Origin of the sequence: Bacillus sp. ISL-55, assembly GCF_018613155.1 — a bacterium.
Taxonomy (GTDB): domain Bacteria; phylum Bacillota; class Bacilli; order Bacillales; family Cytobacillaceae; genus Mesobacillus.
On the sequence record NZ_JAGGQU010000052.1, the window covers coordinates 13,391 to 30,143 of the forward strand.

Sequence of the window (16,753 nt, forward strand, 5' to 3'; positions counted from 1 at the left end):
GAATTATAGCACATAAACTATTGAATACAATTATAAAATTTCACTCACTTAAGATAATATGATTTTTAAAAAATTGGACAGGTTGTATTAGGATTGGATTCCCACACATACAATGTACAAAGTTTTTGTGTGGTGGGGGATGAGGTCTTGAGTGTCAGTTTACTAGTCAGTTATATATTCCTTGGATTAACATTGGCAGCCCCGATTGGTCCGGTAAATTCAGCCAGGCTGGATAAGGGGATTAAAAATGGTTTTTGGCATGCCTGGATTGTAGGGACAGGCTCAATGATCGCCGATGCTATTTTTATGCTGTTAATCTATTTAGGTCTTGTGAATTTTTTGGACATGCCTATCATTCAGATATTTCTATGGTTATTTGGCGGATTCGTCCTCATCTACTCTGGAATTGAATGTATTGTAAAGGCGAATAATATTGATCTAGCTTTCAGCCGTGGTAAAGAATCGATGTTCAAATGTTTCCTTACGGGATTTATCATGTCGATCAGCAGTCCTTTATCAATCCTTTTCTGGTTGGGTATCTATGGTTCGGTACTTGCAAAAACCGCCAGCAACTATGGACGTACAGATCTTTTGATTTATAGCAGTATGATTTTTCTTGGCTTGGCACTGTGGGATATTTTTGTCGCGGCAATCACGACCGGCTTCAGGAGATTTTTGAATTATGGCAGTTTGAGGGCTATTTCAATATTGTCTGGCCTCTCTTTGCTTGGTTTTGGAATATATTTTGGATACCAGGGCATCAAAGCCTTAATACTATAGAGATACTATTAGCTGAACCTCCGTTTTGGAGGTTTTTTTATTTTCTGATAACGGTCAAAAACATTCATAAAATCTTTATTTTTGATTAAAATTGATTGTTTTTGAAAGAAAATGATTGATATTTGAAATCGATTACATTATGATGAAAATACGAAGCAAATAGGAGGAATGGCTCATGTTAACACCTGAGCGCCACCAGCTCATCTTACAAATGATTAAAGAAAAGCCAATAGTAAAAATACAGGAAATAGTTGATCTCACTGAAGCTTCGGAATCAACCATTCGCCGCGACCTGACAATCCTTGAAGAAGGGAAGTTCCTCAAAAGAGTGCATGGGGGAGCAGCCAGGTTGAGGGGGAAACTCCAGGAGCCAAGCATGATTGAAAAATCCACCAAAAACCTTCAAGAAAAAAAGCAAATCTCTCAATATGCTGCAAGTCTTGTCGAGGAAGGTGACAGTATTTATCTTGATGCCGGATCGACTGTTTTTGAGATGATCAGTTCTCTTCATGTTAAAAATATTGTGGTGGTCACCAATGGTCTCATGCATTTACCGCAGCTGCTTGAAAGAGATATAGAAACATATGTGATTGGCGGATATGCCAAGCCAAAAACGAACGCGATCATCGGAAGGGGAGCTTTGGCAAGTCTTGAACAGTATCGCTTTGATAAATGCTTCCTCGGAGTGAATGGTATCCATCCTCATTCAGGGTATACGACACCAGACCAGGAAGAAGCAATGATCAAGCAAAAAGCGATGGCTTTATCTCGAGAATCGTTTGTGCTTGCTGATGACAGCAAGTTTTCGGAGATTACATTCGCGAAAATAGCAGACTTGCATGAAGCGACGATCATCACCAATACAATTGATGAAGATCATAAAGGTCAATATACGAGCAAAACTTCAATAAAGGTTGTGACATCATGATATACACTCTGACTCTTAATCCATCAGTTGATTACATCGTTGAAGCAGATGAAATCCAGCTAGGCAGTTTGAATAGAAGTTCAAATGAAACAAAGCTTCCCGGCGGCAAAGGGATTAATGTTTCAAGGGTCCTTCGTTCCCTTGGAGTTGAAAGCAGTGCAACTGGTTTTATTGGAGGCTTCACCGGCAAGTATGTCGAGGAGTTTCTTAACCGGGAAGGCGTACAAACAAGATTTGTCAATGTCGAAGGTGATACCCGTATTAACGTTAAGCTTAAGGCCGCAGCAGAAACAGAAATAAATGCCCGCGGTCCTGAAATCTCAACAATGGCAATGGAGTCATTGAAGAAGCAGATCATGCTGCTTGGAAATGGCGATTTTCTGATCCTTGCTGGAAGCATTCCCTCCAGCATGCCAGAATCGATCTATAAAGAAATTGTCCAAATCTGCAAGAAGAGTGGGGCAGAAGTAATCGTAGACGCTGAAGGTGACTTGCTAAAAAGCATTCTTGATTACAGGCCATTCCTGATCAAGCCAAATCACCATGAATTGGGACAGTTGTTCAACAAGCAAATCACTAGTACTGACGAGGCCATTTTTTATGGGAAAAAACTAGTTGAAGCAGGTGCTAAAAATGTCATTGTCTCATTGGCTGAGAAAGGTGCCGTCTATATCAATGAAAACGAGGCCTATAAAGCCGATGTTCCTCAAGGTGAAGTCAAAAGCTCAGTAGGTGCCGGGGATTCAATGGTTGCTGGTTTCGTGGCCCAGTATCTAAAAACTGGAGATCGAAAAGAAGCATTCCGCTATAGTGTTGCATCTGGAAGTGCAACAGCGTTTTCAATCGGATTATGTACACCTGATAAAGTTGAACAACTTCTTCTGGAAGTAAAAATACAAAAAGCCTAGTAAGGGGGAGAAACCATGAGAATTACAGAACTACTAACTAAAGAGACGATTCTGTTATCCATGAGTGCTGCATCAAAGCAAGATGCAGTGAATGAGCTCGTAGGAGTGCTAGAGCGGGCGGGGAAAATTACAGACCGAAATGCTTTTGAAGAAGCGATCCTAAAACGTGAACAACAAAGCACCACAGGCGTAGGGGATGGGATTGCTATTCCGCACGCGAAAACTTCAGTCGTGAAGGATGCGGCAATTGTATTTGGACGGTCAGAGGCTGGAGTCGATTATGAATCGTTGGACGGACAGCCTGCACACCTGTTCTTCATGATTGCAGCACCTGAAGGCGCAAACAACACTCATCTTGAAGCACTTGCACGACTTTCCTCCATTTTGATGAATGCCGATGCCCGTAAAAAACTGCTTGAGGCAAAAACAGCTAATGATGTCATTGGAATCATTAATAGCTACGATCAGGAAGAAACCGAAGAGAAGATTGAACGGAACAATAAAAAATTCATTGTAGCAGTAACTGCATGCCCTACTGGAATAGCTCACACATATATGGCTGCTGATTCATTAAAAGCGAAAGCGGCTGAAATGGGCGTTGATATCAAGGTGGAAACGAATGGCTCTGGAGGGGCAAAGAATGTCCTGACACAAGAAGACATTGAAAACGCTGAAGCAGTCATCATTGCTGCTGATACAAAGGTTGATATGGACAGATTTGCCGGAAAGCCATTAATTGATGTACCTGTTGCAGACGGAATCCGCAAGCCAAAGGACCTGATTGAAAGGGCTGTCAAAAAGGATGCTCCACTCTACAAGGCATCAGGCAATGCAGCTGCAGAAAAGAAAGAAAGCCGGGGCGGAGTCTATAAGCATCTGATGAATGGTGTATCGAATATGCTTCCTTTCGTTGTCGGGGGCGGTATCTTAATTGCTATTTCCTTTATGTTCGGCTATAACGCCTTTAATCCAGATGATCCATCTTATCACCCAATTGCCAAAGCGTTGATGGACATAGGCGGAGGAAGCGGTGCGTTTGGATTACTAGTGCCAATTCTTGCAGGTTTCATTGCATTAAGTATTGCTGACAGACCAGGTTTCGCTCCAGGTATGGTCGGTGGATTGCTTGCTGCAACTGGCGGTGGTGGATTCCTCGGAGGTTTGGTTGCCGGATTCCTCGCTGGCTATCTAGTGTTGGGATTGAAGAAATTATTCGCAGGACTTCCTGCTTCACTTGAGGGAATCAAGACCATTCTCTTGTATCCATTGTTCGGTATTGCTTCAACAGGATTCATCATGTTGTTCTTGGTAAACAAACCAGTCGGTGCCCTGAATCAGGCAATCACAGACTGGCTTTCTGGATTAGGAACTGGGAATGCTGTAGTGCTTGGAATTGTTTTGGGATTAATGATGGCATTTGACATGGGCGGTCCAGTTAATAAAGCAGCCTATGTATTTGGAACTGGCTTGCTTGCAAATGGTGTATATGAGCCAATGGCTGCGATTATGGCAGCAGGTATGGTGCCTCCGCTTGGTATTGCGCTTGCGACAACTTTCTTTAAAAAGAAGTTTACCAAGGAAGACCAGGATGCTGGAAAGGCTAACTATATTATGGGGCTTTCTTTCATCACTGAAGGTGCTATTCCATTCGCAGCAGCAGATCCACTGCGAGTTATTCCTTCAGTAATGGCTGGATCAGCTGTTGCCGGCGGATTGACGATGATGTTTAACATTGGACTGAGAGCCCCACACGGCGGATTGTTCGTAGTACCGCTCGTTGAAGGAGGATGGCTGTTATACCTTGCTTCAATTCTCATCGGTTCTGTTGTCACAGCAATTTTGCTTGGAATTTTGAAGAAACCAGTTGCCAGATAAAGCGAAAGACCTGCAGGGTTCATTCTGCAGGTCTTTTTGTACATATGAGAATATTCCCTCCTCCTTCCTTAATATGCTTATGTGAGGTGAATTTCAAAGGAGGAGAAGGGATGGAGAGGGATTACAAAGCTGCTGCCTTGTATGAGCACCGTTTTTGGCTACAGGTTCTTGGTGACCACGGGAGATTCCTGCATGAGGCGCTGGTACCTGTAGAGCAGGAGGAAATAGAAACGGCAAAGTACTTTATTAATACTTTTGACAGGCTGCTGCAAAGGGTGGAAACAACTGATCTCATTCATTTGAGCATGAGAGCGGACGAAGAAGCGAAGAAAATCAGGCAATTTAAGCTGGACCTAATAGAAAAAATGCTGACTGGCAATGTGAAAATTCATTTTGGCCCAACTTTTATCAACCATATGGTCAATGAGGTTGAGGAATATATCAGAGTTCTTGAGTATCTTAAAAGGGGTGAAGTGCCGCCGGTGTTCCACGAATTACACCATCATACTGTCTGGCTGCTTGATGCGGCAGGCCATGCTGGTGCTATTCAAAGTAACCTCGATCAGGTTGAAAAGCGCCTGAAGACAAAAAGTGAGAAATACATGAAGCATTTTGAGGATTTCTATTTAAAAGCAGTCGAGATGACTGGTTACTTGAGAACGAATTTAACTTCCTTTCCAGCTTTGCAAAGAATGAATCAAGAAGTATCATTGGAAATTCAGCTGTTCATGAAATTTCTTGATGAGTTAAAGGAGCTGGAGTTAACTGAACAGGCATTGGGAAGCTTTGCACCGCTGATGGCTGATCATATGTTCAGGGAAGAGTGCTATTATATTTCTAAAGTTGCAGAAGCCGCCTCGCTGAATATGCCGGACTGTGATCCTGGCAAGCCTAGATTGAAGACAAACTGAACACGGCGGATACTGGATGAGTCCTGATTCATCTAGTATCTTAGCCCTAATTTCGTTTTATAAAGAACATATGTTCTCGTTTTGGACAAGATTATGGTATACTTTAGAAGCAATAGTCAAACCTCCAGGTTGATCGGCTAGCCCCAGAGGAAGGGGGTGATGCCTATGACAGTATTCGAGAGCTTTATGGCAATGTTTTCTTTTGCCAGTCTTATCCTCGCACTCCTGACGTTAAGCCAAAAAAAATAGACCTCTCATAACCGTAATACAGTGAGAGGTCCATCTGCTTATTTGCCGATCTTCTAAGGGAACGGCTATTGCGGAGACTGTCGGTGGGCCAACACCGGCAGTCATTCTGTACAAATATACAATACAAGGATACCATACAGGACTGGTAAAGTCACGATTATAAGCACCTTTATGCATGAGATGTTTTGCCATTTGGTTATACTGAGGAAGTTATGTTAATCCATGCATAGGGAGTGAATGGGAAGTGACTTTATGCAGTTTAGAGTATGGTGATCTCTTTTACGAAGAGATTGGGCAAGGAAGTCCAATTATCTTTTTGCACCCACCGGGAATGGGAAGGAAGGTGTTTCATTTTCAAAGGCCACTGGGCCAACGATATAGACTCATCCTTCCTGACTTAAGCGGTCATGGTGATTCCACAGCTGTACTAGAAAAGGTTACAATCCAAAAGTATGCCGAAGAAGTTTTGAGGCTGGTCGATTCTATAGGAATGGAAAAAGTCACATTGTGCGGCTATTCCTCCGGAGGCAGCATCGCACAGGAATTTTCCCTGACATACCCGGAAAGAACTAAATCGCTTATCCTTTCCGGAGGCTTTGCAGAAGTACAATCACCCGCATTGAAATATGAGCATTTGATGGGAATGTATTTCGTTAAACATTCCCCTGAAACCCTTGCAAAGGTGATTGCAACTGCACATACCTTTGATAAAATTTACAGGACTGAACTCATTGAACATATGTTGAAAACAGATTTGAATACATGGTTCCACTTTTACAACGAATCATTGAATTACTCTTGCAGCAGAAGACTGAAAAATTTAAAAGTTCCTTTGCTGCTTATTTATGGTTCGAGAGATTTCATCAACCAGCACATAAGGGCCTATGAAAGAGAGTTGGGACATTTTCAAAAAGCCATTATTCCAAAAGTCTCACATCAAGTTCCTGTTAAGAAATGGCAGGAGTTTAACGCTAAAATTGAACAGTTTATGGAAATGCAATCAGACTGTCCTTGAAAAACGCATTGTTCAGTTAGACAATGCGTTTTTTACGTCCCTTTTTTATCTGGTTTTATGGCAAGAAATGTTGCCAAAGCGGCAGCGATGCTTAAAGCGGTTAGGATAATGAACATTAGTTTATTTGAATTTTTCATCATAAGAGCGATGATGGGAGGACCTGCGGCCACTCCTATGAACCTCATTGAGCTATATATGGATGTGATGGTACCTCGTTCTTCTTTTTCAATACTCTCAGTGATTAAGGCATCCAGTGGCGGCAGGCTTGCACCTATACCGATGCCGGCAACAAGGAACATGGAAATCAAAAACCATAACTCTCTTGAGAAACTCAGGAGGGCCACTGCTATACCAAGCAAAACTAAGCTGGAGAACGTAATCCATTTCATAAGGACCATATTCTTTTTTATTACTTTACCTGTAATAAATGATGAAAGGCATAGAGCTCCTAACGGCAGGGCAAGAACCAGTCCTTTTTTCAAATCCTTTATACCATATTTGTTCTCCAGAATATCGGACAGGTAAAATAAGACTCCAAACAACACGAACATGACAATCGCACCAATAAAAAAGATGGCATACAGCCAACGCCCATTTTCAGTGAAAATCAATTTTATTTTCTTAAGGAAATCCTTGAATGGCAGTGGTTCTTGTTTCTTTTTTGGACTTTTAACCAGGAAGATCATCATGATTATAGACAGGGCGCAGAAAACTGGTATTGAAAAGAACGGGATAAACCAGATGATTCCTGCCAGGAATGACCCTAATACAGGGCTGAGAACCTTTCCAAGTGTGTTAGCAGTTTCGATTTCTCCCAGAGCTCCGCTTACTTCATCATCGTTTTTGAACATATCTCCAACCAATGGCAAAACAATTGGAAAAGCACCGGCTGCTCCAACGCCCTGCAAGGCTCTTCCGATTAAGACAACCCAGTAACCATCGTTCATTTGCCATGAGGCCCACCCTGATATAGTGCCGCCGATACCAGTTATGATCAGGCTTGGAATTATGACTTTCTTTCGACCAATATGATCAGATAAATACCCGGCTAACGGGATTAAAAATATTGCTACAATTGAATATACGGTTATGATCAGGCTCGATTGAAAGGCGGTAATACCCATCTTTTTCTCCATGACAGGCAAAACTGGAATCAGCATCGAATTTCCAAGTGTCATCACGAGTGGAATGGAAGCGATCGAGACAATTGCCCATTTTTGATTATTGGCACCATCCTTTTTCGAGTCCTTTTCTTTTTTATTTGAAACTCCTCCAGCTTTAGGAAACAAGTTTTCAATATAATTCATGATCGTAACCTGCCTTTTTTCATACTAATTTTAGTGTGGACTTAAACTAGAGAAAAAACAGATGTCTTTTTATGGGAAAGGTTTTTCTGTGAAAATCCTTATGGAGTTTTTGGAGTGAAAAGGATAAAATAATTGGAAAAGGCTTGAAGGTTGGTGGAATTATGCCCCAAATATTGTACTTGAATGTCGGGAAGCCGGAGCTTAAGAACTGGCACGGCAAACAAGAATTATCAGCAATTGATAAAAAAAGAGTGATACAAGCTTTACTGACAAAAGAATCCTTTCAGGGAGATGGCGTGGCAGCAACAGAGTTTCATGGAGGACCTGATAGAGCTGTTTGCTTTTATCCTGCACAGCATTATTCAAAATGGTCTGTTGAATTTGGAAAGGAATTAGCACCTCCAACCTTTGGCGAGAATATTTCAGCTCAGGGAATGTTGGAAGATGATGTCTATATAGGTGATATCTATAAGCTTGGAGAAGCTGTCATCCAGGTGACACAGGGAAGGATACCGTGTTCAAAGATTTCGAAGAATAACCAAATTGACACGCTGCTGAAAAGGGTGGTGGAGACTGGCTATACCGGCTATTTTTTCCGTGTTCTCCAAGAGGGTATGGTTTTTGAGGACTCCGAAATTAATTTCTTAGAGAGGAAACAAAACAAGTTTTCGATTTTAATGGCTAATGAAATTTATTTTCATAATAGGAAGGATTACCAGGCAATTGAAGAACTCTTGGGGATCGAGGAACTGGCAGAAGACTGGAAGGGTAACCTTGAGAAACTTTTAAAGCAGAAAAATTAAAAATATTTCAATTTTTGTTTGACATTTGTGTATTACCGCTTTAATATAATGAATAATATATGAATGAGCGATGACGAAGAGTAGTAACTGAAACGGGTACTCAAGAGAGCTGATGGTTGGTGAGAATCAGTGTAACTGTTGCAGCGAATGGACTTCCGAGCTTCCAAACCGAACCCTTCAGGCAGTAGGCTTTGGCGAAAGGCCTTATCGTTACAAAAGGCAGGCATTAAGCATTCAGTGCTCGATGCTGTTAAGTGAGCTGTTTTACAGCTAATTAAGGTGGCACCACGGGTCTCTCGTCCTTATTGTATTCAATAAGGATGGGGGCCCTTTTTGTTTATACTGAAAAACCCCATAATTTTATTATGTAAACTCGATGAGCAAGAAGAGTAAGCAGGATTTTTCTGTTACAGAGAGCCGGGAATGGTGTGAACCGGTACAGAAATACTTGTCGAATGGCCTTGTGAGAGGCAGCCTGAAGTAATAGTAGGGCTGCCCGGATTCCTCCGTTAAAAGGATAGGGTATATCGAAAGCTTTTTTTGGTTTTCCTGTACCTGAAGAGAGGGAGTCTCTAGGCTCCAATATGAGGTGGCACCGCGGTCCAATCGTAATCGTCCTCTATACAGCACAATCTTTGTGCATGTATAGGGGACTTTTTTATTTTCTGAAGGAGGATTTATATGAAGGTTGAATCACCAAATATCTTTATTGAAGAGATTGAAGGAGATACATTAACGCCTATATCCATCTATCAAATGATTTCCGGAAAGAAAAAATTCCTTCTGGAAAGTTCTCATAAACATAATGATTCCGGTCGTTTTTCTTTCATTGGCTGTGACCCCGTTTATGAGCTATTGAATGAAAAGGGAGAGACTTATCTGGCAAGGAAAGGTATTAAGGAGCGAATACAGGGTTCTTTTTCTGAGGCGCTGAAGGAGTTGCTTCCAAAATTAAATACTGAAATTGATATTCCTTTCATAGGAGGCGGTGTAGGTTTTGTAAGCTATGATTTCATTCGCGATTTTGAGGAAATTGGCCCGCTAAAAGAGGACCCTCTTGATATGCGTGAAGCGCATTTGATGTTCTTCAATGAAGTCATTGTATTTGACCATCTTAAACAAAAAATCAACCTGATTGGCATTCCGTTTCCAGGATTCAGCAATGATGATCTTTTTAAGAAAATCAAGAAACGGAAGAAAGAACTTGATTCGCCAGTCAAAAAGCAGCCAGTCATTCGATTTTCACTTTCTGATTTTAAATCATCGCAAAACAGGGAGGAGTTTGAGAAATCGGTCAGAGTTGCAAAGAGCTTGATTGAAGAGGGAGAAATCTTTCAGGTTGTACTGTCAAGAAGGCTTTCCGGTGATGCAAAAGGAGATCCATTTTCGTTTTATCGAAAGCTTCGAGTCGATAATCCTTCACCTTACATGTACTTTATAGATTTTGAGGAATATGTGGTTGCCGGCACATCCCCTGAAAGTCTCGTGAAATATCGTGATGGAACAATGATTACCAACCCAATTGCTGGCACCAGACCAAGGGGTAAAACAGCTGATGAAGATCTAAAACTGGAAGCGGAATTAATCCAGGATGAAAAGGAATTGGCCGAACATAAGATGCTCGTCGATCTGTCAAGGAATGATTTAGGGAGGATAAGTGAGGTTGGGAGTGTGAAAATTGATAAATTCCTGGCTGTTGAGAGATATCAGTTTGTCATGCATCTTGTATCCGAAGTAAGCGGGAGGCTGCTGCAAGATGCTCACCCAATCGATGGTCTGGCGGCATGTCTGCCTGCAGGAACAGTATCAGGAGCTCCAAAAATTCGCGCGATGCAAATCATCAACGAGCTTGAAGCTGAAAAAAGAGGGGTTTATTCAGGTGCAGTCGGTTATTTCTCTGCTTGTGGAAGCATGGATTTTGCCCTCGCGATCAGAACATTGGTTGTCAAGGATGGCAAAGGATATCTTCAGGCGGGTGCCGGTATTGTATATGATTCTGATCCTGCAAAAGAGTTCGATGAAACCAACCATAAATTAAAAGCATTGATGGAGGCAGCCAATGATCCTACTGATCGATAATTACGATTCATTTACCTATAACCTATACCAATACTTGAGTGAAATGGGCGCTGAAGTGGAAACGGTCCGGAACGATAAAATATCGGTTCGGGAAATCTCCAGCATGCAGCCCGAAGCAATCGTCCTTTCGCCCGGTCCGGGAAGGCCTGAGCAAGCAGGCATCTGTGTCGAGGCTGTTAAACAACTGACCCCATCAATCCCAATCCTTGGTATATGTCTTGGCCATCAGGCGATAGCCCATGCATTTGGCAGTTCGATCATCAAGGCTAAAAGAATCAGGCATGGCAAGGAGTCGAAGCTTGTGCATACCGGAACTTCACTAATGAATGAATTGGAGAAACATCCTGAAGTAATGAGATATCATTCTTTGGTGATCGAGCGGGCGACGTTGAATGAAGATTTTGAGGTTCTGGCTGAAGCAGCTGATGATGGGGAAATCATGGCTATCAAACATAAACTTTATCCTTTATACGGACTTCAATTTCATCCGGAATCAATTGGCACGAAGAGCGGAAAGCAGATTTTATCAAATTTTCTAAGTGAAATCAGAGAGGGGATTTTAACTCATGAAACATTATCTTGAAATGGTGGTCGAAGGGAAATCGTTGTTGGAGCATGAAATGGAAGAAGCTGTACAGGAAATTTTTAACCAGGATACAACAGATGCCGAAATAGCATCGTTTTTGACAGGACTCAAGTCAAAAGGAGAAACCGCCGAGGAAGTATCTGGGCTGGTTAAGGCAATCAGAAAACATGCGCTGAATTTTACAAAAAATATACCGAATGTTCTGGATAATTGCGGAACAGGTGGAGATGGATCCAAAAGCTTCAACATTAGCACCACTTCTGCATTTGTCATTGCAGGGGCCGGTATTACAGTAGCAAAGCATGGGAACAGAAGCGTATCGAGCAAGACCGGGAGCGCGGATGTATTGGAGGCACTCGGTGTCAGCCTTGACTTCTCTCCAAAAGCAACAGAAGAAACTCTTGAGCAGAATGGGATTGCTTTCCTTTTTGCACCCCATGTCCACCCAAAATTGAAACAAATCATGAAGGTAAGAAGGGACCTGAAAATCCCTACAATCTTTAATTTAATCGGGCCGCTTACAAATCCAGTACAGCTTGATTACCAGCTGCTCGGGATCTACCGCAGGGATATGCTCGATAAGTTTGCCCATGTGCTTTCGAACCTGAACAGGAAGCGGGCGATCGTCATTAACGGAGCTGGAGGAATGGATGAAGCATCTCTTGCTGGTGAAAACGAAATGGTCATCGTTTCAGAAGGAAAAATCAATCGTTTCAAACTTCAGCCAGAAGAAGTGAACTTGCCAGTTTACGATAACAGCAAGATCAGGGGTGGGGATGCACGAGATAATGCAGATATTTTACTCCAGGTCCTTCAAGGTAAAAAAGGCGCACACCGGGATACTGTGCTGCTGAATGCAGGTCTTGGAATTTATACCGCCGGGAAGACAGAAACGATTCTTCAGGGAGTGAATCTCGCAGCGGAAAGCATTGATTCAGGCAGAGCATTGGCAAAACTTGAGAACTTAATCAGCATCAGCAATCGAAACAAAAAGGCGGTAGGGTGAGATGGGGACAATACTTGATTCAATCATAGAAAGAAAAAAAGCGGAGGTGGAAGAGCTGAGGAAGTCAGCCAAGGATATATCTGAAATTTCCTCGAAGCCACGCTCTTTGCTAAAGGCCTTAAGAGAGGCAAATAATGTTGCCATCATTTCTGAATTTAAGAGAGCGTCACCTTCTAAAGGAGACATTAATCTTTCATTGGATCCTGCTCAGCAAGCCAAACTCTATGCGCGGGCAGGTGCATCGGCTATATCGGTGTTAACGGATGAAAAAGGTTTTAAAGGAACCTTCACTGATTTGAAAAAGGTCAGAGAAGCAGTAGACCTTCCAATTCTTTGCAAGGATTTTATCGTTGATCAAATTCAAATAGACATGGCCCGTTCTGCAGGAGCGGATGTCATTTTGCTTATTGCCTCCGCATTGTCTCTAGAGAAATTGGCAGAGCTTTACGATTATGCTTCAGAAAAAGGGCTTGAGTGCCTCGTTGAAATCCATGACGAAACAGATCTGGAAAAAGCTCTCTATATAAAAGCTCAAATCATCGGAATCAATAATCGCGATTTAAAATCATTCGAGGTCAATCTCATAAACACCGAGAAGCTAGGACCGCTTATAAAAAAGGCAGGAGCGTTTCTGATCAGTGAAAGCGGGATGAAATCAAGAGACGACATCGTCCGTGCAGCAGCAGCTGGCGCAGACGGAGTCCTGATAGGGGAAACATTCATGACTTCCGCTGATCTGATTGAAACCTTTCATGCATTCACTGTTCCAGTAGTGAGGGATTCTCATGAAGGTTAAAATTTGCGGAATAAGAACAATCGAGGCAGCACAGCATGCGGTTCAATGCGGGACTAATGCTTTGGGTTTCGTTTTTGCAGCCAGCAAAAGAAAAATAACAGCTTTAGAGGCAAAGAAAATCATTGAAGCTTTACCGGAACATGTCTGGAAGGCAGGGGTTTTTGTGAACGAAGATGCTGCAACAATAAAGAAAATCGCCGAAACTGCCGGCCTTACACATATTCAGCTTCATGGTGATGAGAATCCTGATGACTATCGATCAACTGGCCTGCCATTAATCAAGGCTGTTTCCGTTAAGTCACCGGAGGACCTCGAAAAAATTGATACTATAAGAGCTGATTATATTCTCCTGGACAGTCCTCCAGAAGAATATCGGGGAGGAAACGGTTCACGTTTTGAGTGGGATCTGGCAAAAGCAATCGGAAAGTCAAAGGGCAACATCATTTTGGCGGGTGGATTGGACCCTGGGAATATCAGCGAAGCAATCGCGAAGGTCAATCCCTTTATGGTTGATGTCAGCAGCGGTGTCGAAACAAACGGAGAAAAAGATTTAGCTAAAATAAATGATTTTATAAATAATGCAAAAAAAGAGAGGGAGGAAGTTTGAATGATTACAAATACTTATAATTTGCCCGACGAAAAAGGCCATTTTGGAAATTATGGCGGAAGGTTTGTACCCGAAACGCTGATGCATGCTGTTCTTGAATTGGAGAAGGAATACAACAGAGCTTTGGCAGACGAGGAGTTCCATGTCGACTTGCAAAAATTAATGAAGGATTATGTTGGGAGGGAAACGCCATTATACCTGGCTGGTAATCTAACAGAGCATGCTGGTGGAGCAAAAATATACCTAAAGCGAGAGGACCTCAACCATACAGGTGCACATAAAATAAACAATACAGTCGGGCAGGCCTTGCTGGCAGTAAGGATGGGCAAGCGAAAGATTGTTGCTGAAACAGGGGCGGGACAGCATGGAGTTGCTACTGCAACAGTCTGTGCCTTGCTCAATTTGGAATGTGTGATTTTCATGGGGAAAGAGGATATCAGACGCCAGCAATTAAATGTTTTCAGAATGGAACTTCTTGGAGCAAAGGTCATCAGTGTAGATGCAGGCAGCGGTACATTGAAGGATGCGGTCAATGAAGCTCTCCGCTACTGGGTGACACACGTGCGCGATACTCACTATATCCTTGGATCAGTAATGGGTCCGCACCCGTTCCCAAAAATGGTCCGTGACTTTCAAAGTGTCATCGGCAAAGAAACGAAACAGCAATTTTTCGAAAAAGAAGGGAAGCTTCCTGATGCACTAGTTGCTTGTATTGGCGGCGGCAGCAATTCGATTGGCTTATTCTATCCATTCATTGATGATAAAAGCGTGTCGATTTATGGAGTAGAAGCTGCTGGTCTCGGCCTGGCAACTGACAAACATGCCGCATCACTATCTAAAGGGAAACCAGGTGTCCTTCACGGTGCGATGATGTACCTTCTTCAGGATGAAGACGGACAAATTCAGGAGGCGCACTCGATATCGGCTGGACTGGACTACCCTGGCATCGGCCCTGAACACAGCTATCTGCATGATATTAATAGAATCACATATGAATCGGTAACGGATGATGAAGCACTTCAAGCATTTCAACTGCTTTCAAAGTTAGAGGGAATCATCCCTGCTTTGGAAAGTGCACATGCCATTGCGTACGCAGTCAAGCTAGCTGCTGGGATGAGCAAAGATGAGAGTATCGTTGTCTGTTTATCTGGCCGTGGTGATAAGGATGTGCAGGCAATTAAGGACAGGATAGGAGGAATGGAATGATGGATAGAATTCAAAAGGCTCTGACTGAAAAAGGAAAAAAGGCTTTTGTTCCATATATAATGGCTGGAGATGGAGGGCTCGAAACCCTAAAAGAAAAGCTGCTATTTTTACAAGAATGTGGTGCAGATGCCGTAGAAATTGGTATCCCATTTTCTGATCCCGTTGCAGATGGGCCTACAATCCAGGAAGCTGGTATCCGGGCGCTTAGCAGAGGAACTACGTTGAGAAAGGTGCTGGAGAAGGTTCAAACTTTCAAAACTGAAATCTCAATCCCTCTTATTCTAATGACCTATTTGAACCCCCTTGTGGCATATGGGCTCGAGAAGTTTGCCGAGGATGCTGAAACGGCAGGAATATCAGGCTGCATTATCCCTGACCTGCCTATTGAGGAGGAAGATTTCATTCTACCGTCGCTTAAGGAGCATGAAATCTCTTTAATCCGGTTAGTGACGCTCACAACTCCAGTTGAGAGAATAAAAGAAATCGGCTCCAAGGCCACAGGATTCATTTATGCTGTTACCGTAACTGGTATCACTGGTGCAAGAAACAACTTCAGCGGGGATTTGACTAATTTCCTCAATATGGTAAAAAGTAACAGCTCTGTCCCTGTGCTGGCAGGGTTCGGAGTTTCAAACGCTGATCAAGTAAGAGAAGTGTGCAAGCATTGTGATGGTGTCATAGTTGGGAGTAAAATTATTGATTTATTCGAACAAGAAGATCTGGATGGAATAAGACAGCTTGTGGGAACTGCTGTAGAGGTTAGGGTATGACTTTATTAGAATGGATGAAAAACACCAACCAGTAGCAAACGAAAATAGCCGCTGCATATCAAGCAGCGGTTACTTCTTTTCTGCGGTTACACAAACCGTCAAAACTGGTCTTACCTGCAGATAAGAGATCTCCGGGTCTTTGAAACCGGCACTAAGCAAATCTTTTTTCATTCGTTCTCCCAGTTGTTTTGTAGTTTGAGCCGTCGACCCATCTTCGCGAGGCTGGACAGTAAGGACGATTCTCCCACCTGGTTTCAACAATCGATGCAAGTGATTTAAGGAAGTCAGCGGCTTCTCCCAAAGTGGGTAATTGTTAACAGAAATGATTTTATTATAGGAATGTTCGGGCTGGAAGTTGGCGACATCCCCAGTAGTTAGTTGTACTTTACCTTGTTCAATCCAATCTTTATTTCTCTTTTCCGCCTCGTTTTTCATTTTGGCAGATAGATCTATTCCGTCGACTTCTATTCCGCGGTAATTGGACATTAAAGTCTTAATTCCATATCCAGGCCCAAATCCAATTTCTAAAATACGGTCATATTTATGGACTTGAAGCTTTTGTATGCTCCACTTATTAATTTTCCGGTTCTCAAAATACATGATCGTCCCTGCTAGCTTTCCTAGAATTCCTTTTGGTTGCTCGAACTGCTTCGCCATTGAATCTATCATTTTAGTCACTCCTGATTTGATTATCCAATATTTGAACTGTTTTTCTCTTTTATACCAGTTTTCCTTTATTATTAAACTTAATGACGTCCATTAACCTATAATTGGAACCTTTTTGAGAGATGACTAGGAAATAGATTGATTAAAGACAGTCTATTCTGAAAATTATTTCTCGGGAAAGCGCAGAAAAAGACAGGATCCTACATTAAGACGATGATTGATGAAGAATAATGACTGAATTTGTCGTATGCAAAATCGATT

Annotated in this window: 17 protein-coding genes and 2 other annotated features; of the genes, 15 read left to right on the plus strand and 2 right to left on the minus strand. The window is 42.4% G+C overall.

The features are described from left to right. Positions 1-147 precede the first annotated feature (147 nt). The 7 genes from J7E32_RS20915 (at position 148) to J7E32_RS20940 (ending at position 6,666) form a co-directional block, all read left to right on the plus strand. Positions 148-780 carry a LysE family transporter gene (locus J7E32_RS20915; protein WP_214911396.1) on the plus strand — a complete coding sequence of 211 codons (633 nt, stop codon included), beginning with the start codon at positions 148-150 and terminating at the stop codon, positions 778-780. 175 nt (positions 781-955) lie between these two features. Continuing rightward, a complete protein-coding gene (locus J7E32_RS20920) occupies positions 956-1,708 on the plus strand; it encodes a DeoR/GlpR family DNA-binding transcription regulator (RefSeq protein WP_214911398.1) in 753 nt (250 codons plus the stop codon). After that, a complete protein-coding gene (pfkB, locus tag J7E32_RS20925; RefSeq protein WP_214911400.1) occupies positions 1,705-2,616 on the plus strand; it encodes a 1-phosphofructokinase in 912 nt (303 codons plus the stop codon). Before J7E32_RS20920 ends, pfkB begins: the two co-directional genes overlap by 4 nt. A 15-nt stretch (positions 2,617-2,631) precedes the next feature. Continuing rightward, the gene (locus J7E32_RS20930) at positions 2,632-4,491 is read left to right on the plus strand and encodes a PTS fructose transporter subunit IIABC (protein ID WP_214911402.1); all 1,860 of its coding nucleotides are present in this window, start codon (positions 2,632-2,634) and stop codon (positions 4,489-4,491) included. 110 nt (positions 4,492-4,601) lie between these two features. Continuing rightward, entirely contained in the window at positions 4,602-5,402 is an 801-nt protein-coding gene (locus J7E32_RS20935; RefSeq protein WP_214911404.1) for a DUF2935 domain-containing protein, read from the plus strand. A gap of 165 nt (positions 5,403-5,567) precedes the next feature. Then, the gene (locus tag J7E32_RS23225) at positions 5,568-5,651 is read left to right on the plus strand and encodes a putative holin-like toxin (protein WP_353654090.1); all 84 of its coding nucleotides are present in this window, start codon (positions 5,568-5,570) and stop codon (positions 5,649-5,651) included. A 244-nt stretch (positions 5,652-5,895) separates the two neighbouring features. Further along, positions 5,896-6,666, plus strand: a complete 771-nt coding sequence (locus J7E32_RS20940) for an alpha/beta fold hydrolase (protein WP_353654089.1) — start codon at positions 5,896-5,898, stop codon at positions 6,664-6,666. A gap of 32 nt (positions 6,667-6,698) precedes the next feature. Here J7E32_RS20940 and bcbE read toward each other — a convergent pair whose 3' ends face one another. Beyond that, entirely contained in the window at positions 6,699-7,973 is a 1,275-nt protein-coding gene (gene bcbE, locus J7E32_RS20945; RefSeq protein ID WP_214911405.1) for a bacillibactin exporter BcbE, read from the minus strand. A 161-nt stretch (positions 7,974-8,134) separates the two neighbouring features. Between bcbE and J7E32_RS20950 the strand changes: the two genes are divergently transcribed. From J7E32_RS20950 to trpA, 8 genes are all read left to right on the plus strand, one after another. Next, a complete protein-coding gene (locus J7E32_RS20950) occupies positions 8,135-8,776 on the plus strand; it encodes an MOSC domain-containing protein (protein WP_286183666.1) in 642 nt (213 codons plus the stop codon). Between the two features lie 61 nt (positions 8,777-8,837). Then, positions 8,838-9,083, plus strand: a binding site (T-box leader). Between the two features lie 60 nt (positions 9,084-9,143). Continuing rightward, positions 9,144-9,399, plus strand: a binding site (T-box leader). Positions 9,400-9,457: 58 nt separating this feature from the next. Further along, the gene (gene trpE / locus J7E32_RS20955) at positions 9,458-10,855 is read left to right on the plus strand and encodes an anthranilate synthase component I (RefSeq protein WP_214911407.1); all 1,398 of its coding nucleotides are present in this window, start codon (positions 9,458-9,460) and stop codon (positions 10,853-10,855) included. Next, entirely contained in the window at positions 10,836-11,438 is a 603-nt protein-coding gene (locus tag J7E32_RS20960) for an anthranilate synthase component II (RefSeq protein WP_214911409.1), read from the plus strand. Before trpE ends, J7E32_RS20960 begins: the two co-directional genes overlap by 20 nt. Then, the gene (gene trpD / locus J7E32_RS20965; RefSeq protein WP_214911411.1) at positions 11,422-12,447 is read left to right on the plus strand and encodes an anthranilate phosphoribosyltransferase; all 1,026 of its coding nucleotides are present in this window, start codon (positions 11,422-11,424) and stop codon (positions 12,445-12,447) included. Before J7E32_RS20960 ends, trpD begins: the two co-directional genes overlap by 17 nt. A gap of 1 nt (position 12,448) precedes the next feature. Continuing rightward, positions 12,449-13,243 (plus strand): indole-3-glycerol phosphate synthase TrpC, encoded by a 795-nt coding sequence (trpC, locus tag J7E32_RS20970; protein WP_214911413.1) that lies wholly within the window; start codon positions 12,449-12,451, stop codon positions 13,241-13,243. Further along, a complete protein-coding gene (locus J7E32_RS20975; RefSeq protein WP_214911415.1) occupies positions 13,233-13,850 on the plus strand; it encodes a phosphoribosylanthranilate isomerase in 618 nt (205 codons plus the stop codon). Before trpC ends, J7E32_RS20975 begins: the two co-directional genes overlap by 11 nt. After that, positions 13,851-15,056, plus strand: a complete 1,206-nt coding sequence (gene trpB / locus J7E32_RS20980; protein WP_214911417.1) for a tryptophan synthase subunit beta — start codon at positions 13,851-13,853, stop codon at positions 15,054-15,056. Continuing rightward, on the plus strand, positions 15,056-15,826 hold the full coding sequence (gene trpA, locus J7E32_RS20985) for a tryptophan synthase subunit alpha (RefSeq protein WP_214911484.1): 771 nt from the start codon (positions 15,056-15,058) through the stop codon (positions 15,824-15,826). Before trpB ends, trpA begins: the two co-directional genes overlap by 1 nt. 69 nt (positions 15,827-15,895) lie before the next feature. Here the strand turns inward: trpA and J7E32_RS20990 are convergent, their stop codons facing one another. After that, on the minus strand, positions 15,896-16,495 hold the full coding sequence (locus J7E32_RS20990; RefSeq protein ID WP_214911419.1) for a class I SAM-dependent methyltransferase: 600 nt from the start codon (positions 16,493-16,495) through the stop codon (positions 15,896-15,898). Positions 16,496-16,753 lie beyond the last annotated feature (258 nt).